The sequence below is a fragment of the Thiocapsa sp. genome (assembly GCF_011390875.1).
Lineage (GTDB): Bacteria > Pseudomonadota > Gammaproteobacteria > Chromatiales > Chromatiaceae > Thiocapsa.
In genome coordinates, this window is record NZ_JAABRP010000170.1 from 1 (window position 1) to 11,509 (window position 11,509).

Consider the following 11,509-nt stretch of genomic DNA (forward strand, 5'->3'; position numbering starts at 1 on the left):
GATCTGGCTCTCGATCGTAGGGCTTGCGATCTTTTGGTCGATCGCACAGGTGATCCTCGCCGCGTTCCCCGCATTTGCGAAAGAGACCCTCGGCGAGACCAATACCGTCGTCATCCAGGGCGTGCTCGCCTGCTCGGGGATCGGCATCATCCTGGGCTCGGTCGTCGCCGGACGGATCTCGCGTCACCATATCGAGACCGGCCTGATCCCGGTCGGCGCACTCGGCGTCTCCGCGGCGCTTTTCGTATTGCCGGGGTTGGGGTCGGCCTGGGCGCATGGACTGAACTTCCTGCTGCTCGGGGTCCTCGGCGGCGTCTTCCTGGTGCCGCTCAACGCCCTGATCCAGTTCAATGCCGGCGAGCAGGGCCTCGGGCGGGTCCTCGCGGCCAATAATTTTATCCAAAACATCGTGATGCTGAGCTTCCTCGGCTTGACGGTGCTCGCGGCCTATCTCCAGATCGGCGGTCTGACGGTGATGCTCGCGCTGGCCGTCGTCGCGCTTTGCGGGGCCATCTACACCCTCTATCAGTTGCCCCAGTCGATGGTGCGCTTCTTGATGACACGCGCCATGTCGACCCATTATCGGCTCGACGTCATCGGCTTGAAGAACATGCCGGCGCAGGGCGGCGTGCTGATGCTCGGCAACCACATCAGTTGGGTCGACTGGGCGATGGTGCAGATGGCGAGCCCGCGGCCGGTGCGTTTCGTCATGGAGCGGGTGATCTACGAACGCTGGTATCTGCGCTGGTTCCTGGACTTCTTCGGCGTGGTGCCCATCTCGGGCGGCCGCAGCCGCGAGGCGATCGCGACCGTTTCTCGTCTGCTCGACGCAGGCGAGGTGGTGTGCATCTTCCCGGAAGGCACCATCAGCAAGAACGGGCAGCTCTCCGAGTTCAAGCGTGGCTTCGAGAAGTCGGCGCGTGCAGCAACATCGGGCGTCATCCTGCCCTTCTATCTGCGCGGTCTGTGGGGGAGCCGCTTCTCCTACGCCAAGGAGAAGCTCAAGGCGAGTCGTCGCGAGGGCCGCACTCGCGACGTGCTGGTCGCCTTCGGCCAGCCGCTGGCGCGCGAGGCGAGCGCGGAGCAGGTGAAGCAGGCGGTTTTTGAACTCTCGGTGACCTCTTGGCAGACCCACATCGCGACCCTGCCGACCCTGCCCGCGGCCTGGCTCGCGGCGGCGAAACGGCGTCTCGGCGAGGTGGCCGTGATCGATTCGATCGGGACTCGCCTGACCAATCGGCGCCTGATCGCGGCGGTCCTGTTGTTCGCGCGGCGCATCAAGCGTCTCGCCCCGGAGCCGGCCGTCGGCATCCTGTTGCCCGCGAGCAGTGCCGCGGCCATCGCCAATCTGGCGGCGTTGCTCGTCGGCAAGCAGGTGGTCAATCTCAACTACACCGCAAGCAGCGAGGCGCTCTTGGCCGGGATGCGCAACGCCGGTGTGCGCCATGTCATCACCTCGGAGCGTTTCCTCGCCAAGCTGCAACAGCGCGGGATCGACCTGGACGCGGCCTTCGCCGAAGCGACCCTGCATCCGATGGAGGGGCTGCGCGCCGAGATCGGCAAGGCGGAGGCGCTGGCGCTTCTCGGCCTCGGCATGCTCCTGCCCGCTAGGGTTTTACTCTGGCTATTCGGACGGCCCGGTCGCCCCGACGACACCGCCGCCATCCTCTTCTCCAGCGGCAGCGAGGGCACGCCCAAGGGGATCGAGCTCAGCCATCGCAATATCATGGCCAATGTGCGGCAGATCTCGGACGTGCTGAACACCGAGCCGGAGGATCTCATCCTCGCCAACCTGCCGCCCTTCCATGCCTTTGGACTCACGGTGACCACCTTCCTGCCGCTGCTCGAAGGCATCCCGATGGTCTGTCATCCCGATCCGACCGACGCGGTCGGCACCGCCAAGGCGATCGCCCGCTATCGTGCGACCGTGCTGTGCAGCACCTCGACCTTCCTGCGGCTCTATATCCGCAATCAGCGCGTCCATCCCCTGATGCTCCAGTCCGTGCGCGTGGTGGTCGCGGGTGCCGAACGGCTTGCCCCGGAGGTGCGCGATGCCTTCGCGCTCAAGTTCAACAAGCCGATCTACGAAGGCTACGGTGCGACCGAGACCACGCCGGTCGCCAGCGTCAACGTCCCGGACGCGCTCGAAACCGAGACCTGGAAGATCCAGGCCGGCTCGCGTCCCGGCACCGTGGGACTACCGCTGCCCGGCACCAGCTTCCGCATCGTCGATCCGGAGACCCTGGAGACCCTGCCGCCGGGCGAGGACGGGCTCATCCTCATCGGCGGTGTGCAGGTGATGAAGGGCTATCTCAACGACCCGGAAAGGACCGCGGACGCGGTGGTCGAGCTGGACGGTCAGCGCTGGTACAAGACCGGCGACAAGGGCCATCTGGACCCGGACGGCTTCCTCACCATCGTGGATCGCTACTCGCGCTTCGCCAAGCTGGGCGGGGAGATGATCAGCCTGGGCGCGGTCGAGGATCAGATCCGCCGCATCCTCGGCCAACCCGAGCTGGAGCTGGCCGCCGTCAACCTGCCCGACGAGCGCAAAGGCGAGCGCATCCTGCTCCTGGTCGCCGGCGAGGTCGATGCCGATGGCCTGCGCAAGCAGCTGCTCGAGGCCGGGATGAATCCGTTGAGCATCCCCGCCGAGGTGCTCCAGGTCGAGGGGATCCCCAAGCTCGGCAGCGGCAAGACCGATTTCGGCGCGGCGAAGCGGCTGGCGCTGGCGGCTTGAGGCGGCGACCCCGGGATCGTCGACTTGCAGTCGACCTCTTCCGCCGATTTGAAGGTCAGTGGTGCAAGCCCGACGCCGACGCTGGTGGACTGCGCTGCGCTTGTCCTACGGCGCTTGTTTACCCGACGGGCTGGTCTGATGAGTAAGGCCGAAGGTGCATGCGCGTCAAAACAACTCCTGCCGACTCTGGTTTGATTTCATTGATATCAATGATTACGATGGGATCATCTTCGATGCCGGGACTAGATAGATGGCCAGTATCACGATCCGCAACCTTGACGATTCCATCAAGACCAAGCTCCGCATGCGTGCGGCCAGTCACGGGCGTTCCATGGAAGAGGAAGCCCGCACCATCCTGCGCACTGTGCTCGGTCAGGAGAAGGCTCCGGGAACCAATTTGGTCCAGTGCATTCGTGCCCGGTTCGGACCTCTGGGTGACGTCGATCTCCCGCAACCGGAGCGCGAAGGCATGCGAGAGCCTCCCGATTTAGGCGGTTGAATCGCCGATGATTGTCCTCGACACCAATGTGCTCTCGGAGCTGCTGCGCGCAAAGCCCGAGCCTGCCGTCATCGATTGGACTGCCTCTCAGCCGCTTGAGGCCTTGTTCACGACCACCGTCACTCAGGCGGAAATGCTCTACGGTGTCAGGCTGCTTCCGAACGGACAACGTCGCCGACGGTTGGAGACGGCCGTAGCAGCACTTTTCGCAGAGGACTTCAACGGACGCGTCCTGTCCTTCGACAGCCACGCGGCGACGGCGTACTCAGTCATTGCGGCGGAGCGAAAGCGAATGGGCCGTCCGATGTCGCAGTTCGACGCGCAAATCGCTGCCATCACGCAATCCAGGGGAGGTGGCCTTGCGACCCGTAACGTCGTCGACTTCGAGCATTGCGGTCTCGTCACGATCAATCCGTGGCAGCCGTGATGTTGTTCAGGGCGTGCAACGGGAGCAAGCCACGGCCTCTGAGCTATACTTTAAGTGGGAATAGAAGACAGGAGGACTGCCATGAAAACCAAGAGCAAAGCGATTGGCGAAGCGGTCCCGCGTCGGGAGACGACACTCTTCGACGAGATGGATCGCGCCTTCGACGACCTGATGCTGGGCGGCCCGCAGCGCGGTTGGCGCCACGGCTGGATGCACCCGTTCCGAGAGATGTGGCCGGAGTGGGCGCGCTTTGAGCATGCAATGGAGATGACCCCGAAGGTCGACTTGATCGATCGCGAAGAGGAGCTTCTGGTGCGCGCCGAGGTGCCGGGGGTCGAGAAGAAGGATCTCGAGATCGAGCTGGTCGGCCAGGTGTTGACGCTCAAAGGCGAGCGTAAGCATGAAAAGATCGAAGAGAAGGGCACCTACTACCGGTCCGAGATCGCGCGCGGCAGTTTCGTGCGGTCGCTGCGACTGCCGGAGAACGTGGACCTGGAGCAGGCCAAGGCCGAGTTCAAGGACGGTGTGCTCGAGATCCATCTGCCGAAGACCGAGAAGACGGAGCGTCGGCGGATCGAGGTTGGGTAATGGTTAAGGCGCCTTGAGCGCCCATCGCACACCATCGCGTGTGCGCCACCGCCCCCGGCATCCACGAGAACGGATGCCGGGGGCGGTCTTTTTTACCGATGCGTTCGAGGCGGCTTCCATGACCCTGACTGACTCCTCCCCCGGCTGGTTGACCCTCGATGCGCCGGTCGCCGTCTGGATCGGCCTCGGCAGCAATCTGCAGGAGCCGGAGCGGCAGGTGAGGGCGGCCATCGGCGAGCTGGCCGCGCTGCCCGAAAGCCATCTGCAGGCCGCCTCGCGCCTGTATCGGACCGCACCCGTCGGCCCGCCCGGTCAACCCGACTACATCAACGCGGTGGCCTGTCTCGAGACCCGGCTGGCACCCCGGGCACTCTTGGCGGAGCTCCATCGGATCGAGCTGGCCCATGGCCGTCGGCGCGACGGCACCCGTTGGGGGCCGCGTATCCTGGATCTCGACATCCTCGTCTACGGCGACGCGCGCTTTGACGAGCCCGGTCTGACGATCCCCCACCCGGAGATGGCCCGACGTGCCTTCGTGCTGGTCCCGCTGGCCGACGTGGCGCCGCCCGATCTCGCAGTGCCCGGCGTCGGGATTTTGGCCGAGCTGCTCGAGCGGTGCGAGCGCGACGGGGTGGAGCCCTTGGGTGGTCAGGCGGCAGGCGTGAACCTGTCGGCGATCAAGTCGGGCGCCACCGGGTACCTTGAGGAACGAAGCAAGAACAACCGGGGCAAATAGGGCGGGGCTCTCAAGCTCACCCGACTGGTCTTGTCCGGTCTGCGCTACCCTTGCGCGATGAGCGAGCCCTCTGCCGAGCATTCGTTTTCTCGGCAGTCGGGCCGGGGATGGCTCGGCGCCGGCTTGATGTCCTCGGCACGGAGGCTTGTGCCGGGTAGCACGCAGTCCGCGACCTCGGGCTTCTCGCCCGTGAACATCCACTCGACGACATGGGCGAGCTGGTAAGAGATCAGCGGCGGGACCGCATCCCCGATGTGGCGGTATTGATTGGACAACGACACGCCGCCGAACCGGAATTGCTCAGGGAACCCTTGAAGGAGCGCCAGCTCCCTGAGGGTGCAGAGTCGATGCTGCTCCGGATGGCTGTAGCGGCCGTTGCCGACGTGTGCGCATTCGCGCTTGATCGTGACTGACGGCCGGTTCCAGGCCATGCGTCCGTAAACATCCGGGTGGGATCCGAAGTCCCGGGCTGCGACGTAGCGTTTCATCGCGGGCGTCATGAGGAGGTCAGCGTCCCGACGGTCTCGAAGGTCGATCCACGAGCCTCCGTCGACAGGGATCGCACGCACGCGAGCGAGTGTTGCGTTGTTTATCCCGGGTGAGACGTGGAAGGGGTCATCCGGATGGCGCTCTCCCGCGGCCACCGGGGGCAAGTGACCGATGCCTCGCCGCACGTGGGTGGCCGTGCGCTCGACCTCGTAGCCGTGCCAGAGGTCTTCCAGGCCCTTGGCGCCGACCGTGAGGCGCGTTGCAATCACCAGCGCGCGCTCCCGTCGCTGGGGTAGACCGAATCTATCCAGCATGTGGACTGTCGCCCGGACGTCGTAGCCCATCCGATCGAGCTGCAGACGAAGCGCGTCGAAGTGATGCACGAAGTTGCCCTTCAGGAGCTCTCGGGCGTTCTCCATGACGAGAACCCGCGGCCTGAGTGTGCGCACCCAGTGCGCCGTGCGCAGCACCAAGTTGTTGCGGTCGTCGTCATCAAGGTGATTTTTCGGATTTGTCCGAGAGAATCCGGTACAGGGCGGGCACGCGGACAAGACGTCCAAATCCAGCCCGTCGAGGACGTCGCGCCTCGCAGCCTCGATCAGGGCATCGTCGACCCGGGCGAGATCGGTCGAGACCGGCGCGACATCGAGATTGATCCGGAACGTCTCGTTGCAGCCCGAGCGACCAATCCCGCTGCTTGGCTTGCCCCGTTCGCCGTCGAATGCGGCGACGACCCGGAACGACGGATGCGCGTGGAAGCCGTAGCTCATGCCACCGGCGCCCGAGAAGAGATCGATCAATGTGCGGCGGCGATTCTCGCTTGGGCGTAGGAGGGTCATCGACAAGACTTCCTGGTGACGGACGAAAAAGCCTCAGTTAAGGGCTGCAGGGCCTCGGGGTGGCGTCGGACCGGGCGAGTGATCAGGATGTCACGGGCGACCGCTGCTCCACACATGCTTTTGCGCCATTCGGCAACTTGCGGAAACGGAATCGCGGCCGTGTCGGAGTGCGTGTTCCCGGAAATCGCCTTGGCCCTTCCAAATGCCGGATTCAGATTGATGTCCCCCTGCATACGCAAGTTTCCCTATCGCCCCGACAGCAGTCGCTTCTTCGAGATCCTGGTCGGCCGCGCCTGGCCGGTCTTCCTCGACAGCGGTAGGCCGGCGAGCACCTCGGGGCGTTACGATATCCTCACCGCGGATCCGCGCGTCACCTTGGTGACGCGTGGGGATCTTACCGAGATTCGAGACGCGCAAGGCGTGCGCAGCTCCCGCGCGGATCCCTTCGCGTTGCTCGACGCGACGCTTGGGCCGCAGCAACCGCGCATCCCCGGTCTGCCCTTCCGCGGCGGTGCGATCGGCTACTTCGCTTATGATCTCGCCCGCCGTCTGGAGCGTCTCCCAAGTGTGGCGGAAGACGCGGAGGGCATCCCGGACATGGCCGTCGGGATCTACGACTGGGCCTTGGTGGTGGATCACGCGCGCTGCCGTTCCCGGCTCGTTGCACAGGATCCGGCATGTCTCGACGAGGTCTTCGGACGTCTGATCCGCGCCCTGTCCGGCCCGGCCCCGGCTACGGGTGTCTTTCGTATCTTGGCGCCCGTTCGGTCCAACCTGAGCCGCACGCAGTATCTGAGCGCACTCGAGCGCATCCGGCATTACCTGTACGAGGGCGACTGCTACCAGGTCAATTTCGCGCAGCGCTTCGACGCCCCGGCGCAGGGCGACGCCTGGCAGGCATACAAGGGCCTACGGCGGCTGAATCCTGCGCCTTTCGCGGCCTATCTTGCGACACCCGACTGCCGGATCCTCTGCACCTCGCCCGAGCGCTTCCTGAGGGTGCGCGGCGACCGGGTCGAGACCAAGCCGATCAAAGGGACCAGACCGCGCGGGAGCCATCCTGTCGAGGACCGGATGCTCGCGGAGTCACTGCGCCGAAGCCCCAAGGATCGGGCCGAGAACCTGATGATCGTCGACCTGCTGCGCAACGATCTGGGTAAGGTCTGTGCCATCGGCAGTGTGCATGTCCCGACGCTCTTCGAGGTGGAGAGCTATATGCGTGTTCACCACCTGGTCAGCACGGTCCGCGGTCGTCTCGCCGCAGGGCGCAACGCTGTGGATCTCCTGCGGGCCTGCTTTCCGGGCGGCTCGATCACCGGCGCGCCCAAGCTTCGGGCCATGGAGATCATCGAAGAGCTGGAGCCACACCGTCGCGGGGTTTATTGCGGTGCCATCGGCTATCTCGGCTACGACGGGGCCATGGACACCAACATTGTCATCCGCACCCTGGTTCACTCCGCCGGTGTTATCCGCCTCTGGGCCGGCGGTGGTATCGTGGCCGACTCCGACCCTGAAGCCGAGTATCGCGAGACCTACGACAAGGCGGCCCCTCTGTTGGAGCTTCTGGAACAGCTACGTCGTCGGGAGACGGAGATTCCTGATTAGACAAGGAGCTTCAGCCACGCGCCGAATCCACGATTCGGGGCGGGGCGCGATCGGACGCGTTTCATCGGATCAGATCGATACGAGAGGCGAAACAATATCCGTTGTGCCGGCGACTGTCGTCCACGACGATCATGACGGTCTTGTTCATGGCCAAAGCGAGCTGTGCTTGGTCCAACATCCGAAACGCTCTGACCGCATCCGTGAAGTGGCCGCTGCAGCTGAAGCTCACCCAGTCTGCGAGGCATGCCGGCAAGACGTCCGATTCCGGTCGGCTGCGCGATGGATGTCAGGGTGCAAAATTGACCCGATGTGAACTCGCGTCGTCATCTCGAAGACGGAAGGTCTTGCAGCGTGCAAAAAAATGTCGGAAGCCAGCGCTGGCAAGCAGCGACTCAGCCTACTACACGCTGTGGAAGATGGGTTAGTCGAGCCGGCACGTCAAGTCCATGACGCTGCGGGATCCATCGGGTCGGCTGTGTAACCGACAGGCGGCGATCCCCTTGCTGCTGTTGCGGTACGAGCGACCCGCACCGCGATCGAGCTCGCACAAGCCATCCAGGCCCGCTTCGCCGACTCGGGCGTCGCGCAGGACATCGGCGAGCTTGCACTCAATGTCTCGGGTTGCGTGAACGGTTGCGCGCAGCATGCCGTCGCCCACATCGGCATCCGCGGCGTGGAGAAGAGCGACCGGGCCTGCTATCAGATCAGCATTTGGGGGAATGCGGGCCCCGGCCGATCCGGACCTGATAGACTCGGCGCCTGATATCGGCCCCCGAGCATCCCGCCACTTCGGTCAAACATGCCCGGAACACCCATCCGCGATCGTCTTTGCCACCAGCCTCGGTTAGGACTCGATGACGACTCTCACACACCTGCAACGTCTGGAATCGGAAAGCATCCACATCATGCGCGAGGTGGTGGCCGAGGTGGAGCGCCCCGTGATGCTCTACTCGGTCGGCAAGGATTCGGCCGTCATGCTCCATCTGGCCAAGAAGGCCTTCTATCCGTCCACGCCGCCCTTTCCGCTCCTGCATGTGGATACCACCTGGAAGTTTCAGGACATGTACCGTCTGCGCGAGAAGGCAGCACGCGATGCGGGGATGGAGCTGCTCGTCTACCAAAACCCGGAGGCGCTCGCGCGCGGCATCAACCCCTTCGATCACGGCTCCCTGCACACCGATCTGTGGAAGACCGAGGGGCTGAAGCAGGCGCTCGACCAATACGGCTTCGATGCGGCCTTCGGCGGCGCACGGCGCGACGAAGAAAAGAGCCGTGCCAAGGAGCGCGTCTTCTCGTTCCGCTCGGCCAATCACCGTTGGGATCCGAAGAATCAGCGCCCCGAGCTCTGGAAGCTCTACAACGCCCGCAAGGCCAAGGGCGAAAGCATCCGGGTCTTTCCGCTCTCCAATTGGACCGAGCTCGACATCTGGCAGTACATCCATCTCGAGCAGATCGAGATCGTGCCGCTGTATCTCAGTGCCCCGCGCCCGAGCGTGATCCGCGACGGCTTGATTCTGATGGTCGATGACCATCGCTTCCCGTTGCGCGACGGCGAAGAGGTCCGGATGCGCTCGATTCGCTTTCGCACGCTCGGCTGTTATCCCCTGACCGGCGCGGTCGAGAGCGAAGCCACGACCCTCACCGAAGTCATCCAGGAGATGCTGCTCACCACGACGTCCGAGCGCCAGGGTCGCGCCATCGACCACGACCAATCCGCCAGCATGGAAAAGAAGAAGCAGGAGGGGTACTTCTGATGGCCAACGACATCTACAAGACCGACGAGCTGATCGCGCGGGACATCGACGCCTATCTGGAGAAGCATCAGCACAAGACGATGCTGCGCTTCATCACCTGCGGGAGCGTGGACGACGGCAAATCGACACTCATCGGCCGACTCCTCTACGACAGCAAGATGATCTTCGAGGACCAGCTGGCCGTGCTCGAAGCGGATTCCAAACGCGTCGGCACCCAGGGTCAGGAGATCGACTTTGCCCTGTTGGTCGACGGCCTGGCGGCCGAGCGCGAGCAGGGCATCACCATCGATGTCGCCTATCGCTTCTTCGCAACGGATCGGCGCAAATTCATCGTCGCGGACACGCCCGGCCATGAGCAATACACGCGCAACATGGTGACCGCCGCCTCGACGGCGGATCTTGCAGTCATCCTGATCGACGCGCGCAAGGGCGTGCTGACTCAGACGCGGCGCCACAGCTATCTGGCCCATTTGGTCGGCATCCGCAACATCGTGCTCGCCGTCAACAAGATGGATCTGGTCGACTACGATCGGGCCAGGTACGACGGCATCGTCGGCGACTACCGTGCCTTCGCAGACCAGATCGGGATCGGCAGCTTTCAGGCGATCCCGATCTCGGGTCTCAAGGGCGACAACATCACGTCCAAGAGCGACGCCACACCCTGGTATCAAGGCCCGATCCTGCTCGAGTATCTGGAGACGGTCGAGATCGACCAGACCCGAATGATCGAGCGGCCGTTTCGCATGGCGGTGCAATGGGTCAACCGTCCGAACCTGGACTTCCGCGGCTTCTCCGGCCAGATCGCCAGCGGGCGCGTCAAGCCGGGAGACGCCGTACGCATCCTGCCCGGCAACACCACATCCACGGTCGAACGCATCGTCACCCTGGACGGCGATCTGGCCGAGGCCGGCGCAGGCCAATCGGTCACCCTGACACTGGCCGACGAGATCGACTGCTCGCGCGGCCAAGTCATCACCCCGGCCGACCAGCCGCTCGAAGTGGCCGATCAGTTCGAGGCGACCATCGTCTGGATGGCGCAAGAGCCGATGATCCCCGGGCGTGCCTATATCATGAAGATCGGCACCACGCAGGCGACGGTCACGGTGACCGACGAGAAGTACCAGGTCAACGTCAACACCATGGCCCACGAGCCGGGCAAGACCTTGGCGCTCAACGGCATCGGGGTGTGCAACATCGCCACGAGCAAGGCGATCCCGTTCGAGCCTTATGCCGAGAATCCGGACCTGGGCGGCTTCATCCTGATCGACCGGCTGAACAATGCGACCGTCGGCGCCGGCATGATCCATTTCGCCCTGCGACGCAGTCACAATCTGCCCTGGCAGACGATCGACGTGGACCGCACCGCCCATGCCGCCATCAAGAATCAGCAGCCGCGACTGCTCTGGCTCACCGGGCTTTCGGGCTCGGGCAAGACGACCATCGCCAACCTGGTCGAGAAGAAGCTGCACGCCATGGGGCGGCACACCTTTTTGCTGGACGGCACCAACGTCCGTCAGGGGCTGAACAAGGATCTGGGGTTCACCGATGCCGACCGGGTCGAGAACATCCGGCGCATCGGCGAGGTGGCCAAGCTCATGACCGACGCCGGGCTGATCGTCCTGACCGCCTTCATCTCGCCCTTTCGCAGCGAACGACGCATGGTCCGGCAGCTCTTCCCGAAAGGCGAGTTCGTGGAGATCTTCATCGATACGCCGATCGAGGTGGCCGAGCGCCGCGATCAAAAGGGCCTTTACGAGCAGGCGCGTCGCGGCGATCTCAAGAACTTCACCGGCATCGACAGCGCCTATGAGCCGCCCGAGGCCCCGGAGATC

The 11,509-nt window shown here is 64.3% G+C and carries 11 protein-coding genes; 8 read left to right on the top strand and 3 right to left on the bottom strand.

Annotated elements, in window-relative coordinates:
* The 5 genes from GPT33_RS13710 to folK form a co-directional block, all read left to right on the top strand.
* Positions 1-2,740 (top strand): acyl-[ACP]--phospholipid O-acyltransferase (locus GPT33_RS13710; protein WP_296809839.1); only part of this gene is annotated, 2,740 nt, incomplete at its 5' end.
* A 250-nt stretch (positions 2,741-2,990) separates the two neighbouring features.
* On the top strand, positions 2,991-3,239 hold the full coding sequence (locus GPT33_RS13715; RefSeq protein ID WP_296809842.1) for a plasmid stabilization protein: 249 nt from the start codon (positions 2,991-2,993) through the stop codon (positions 3,237-3,239).
* A 7-nt stretch (positions 3,240-3,246) separates the two neighbouring features.
* Positions 3,247-3,666: a type II toxin-antitoxin system VapC family toxin gene (locus tag GPT33_RS13720; protein WP_296809845.1), complete on the top strand. Its 420-nt coding sequence runs from the start codon at positions 3,247-3,249 to the stop codon at positions 3,664-3,666.
* Between the two features lie 81 nt (positions 3,667-3,747).
* Entirely contained in the window at positions 3,748-4,254 is a 507-nt protein-coding gene (locus tag GPT33_RS13725; protein WP_296809851.1) for an Hsp20/alpha crystallin family protein, read from the top strand.
* Between the two features lie 118 nt (positions 4,255-4,372).
* Complete coding sequence (gene folK, locus GPT33_RS13730; RefSeq protein ID WP_296809853.1) at positions 4,373-4,990, top strand: 2-amino-4-hydroxy-6-hydroxymethyldihydropteridine diphosphokinase; 618 nt, start codon at positions 4,373-4,375, stop codon at positions 4,988-4,990.
* A gap of 44 nt (positions 4,991-5,034) precedes the next feature.
* On the opposite strand, the gene GPT33_RS13735 is transcribed toward folK, so the two are convergent.
* Positions 5,035-6,318 (bottom strand): DNA cytosine methyltransferase, encoded by a 1,284-nt coding sequence (locus GPT33_RS13735; protein WP_296809856.1) that lies wholly within the window; start codon positions 6,316-6,318, stop codon positions 5,035-5,037.
* 219 nt (positions 6,319-6,537) lie between these two features.
* On the opposite strand from GPT33_RS13735, the gene pabB reads away from it, so the two are divergent.
* Positions 6,538-7,923 carry an aminodeoxychorismate synthase component I gene (gene pabB / locus GPT33_RS13740; protein ID WP_296809859.1) on the top strand — a complete coding sequence of 462 codons (1,386 nt, stop codon included), beginning with the start codon at positions 6,538-6,540 and terminating at the stop codon, positions 7,921-7,923.
* 61 nt (positions 7,924-7,984) lie between these two features.
* On the opposite strand, the gene GPT33_RS13745 is transcribed toward pabB, so the two are convergent.
* Together GPT33_RS13745 and GPT33_RS13750 are read right to left on the bottom strand one after the other, a co-directional pair.
* Positions 7,985-8,152 (bottom strand): hypothetical protein, encoded by a 168-nt coding sequence (locus GPT33_RS13745; RefSeq protein WP_296809861.1) that lies wholly within the window; start codon positions 8,150-8,152, stop codon positions 7,985-7,987.
* A gap of 192 nt (positions 8,153-8,344) precedes the next feature.
* Positions 8,345-8,569 carry a hypothetical protein gene (locus GPT33_RS13750; RefSeq protein WP_296809862.1) on the bottom strand — a complete coding sequence of 75 codons (225 nt, stop codon included), beginning with the start codon at positions 8,567-8,569 and terminating at the stop codon, positions 8,345-8,347.
* A 208-nt stretch (positions 8,570-8,777) separates the two neighbouring features.
* Between GPT33_RS13750 and cysD the strand changes: the two genes are divergently transcribed.
* Entirely contained in the window at positions 8,778-9,677 is a 900-nt protein-coding gene (gene cysD, locus GPT33_RS13755) for a sulfate adenylyltransferase subunit CysD (protein ID WP_296809864.1), read from the top strand.
* Positions 9,677-11,509 (top strand): sulfate adenylyltransferase subunit CysN (cysN, locus tag GPT33_RS13760; protein WP_296809866.1); only part of this gene is annotated, 1,833 nt, incomplete at its 3' end. The genes cysD and cysN, both read left to right, overlap by 1 nt.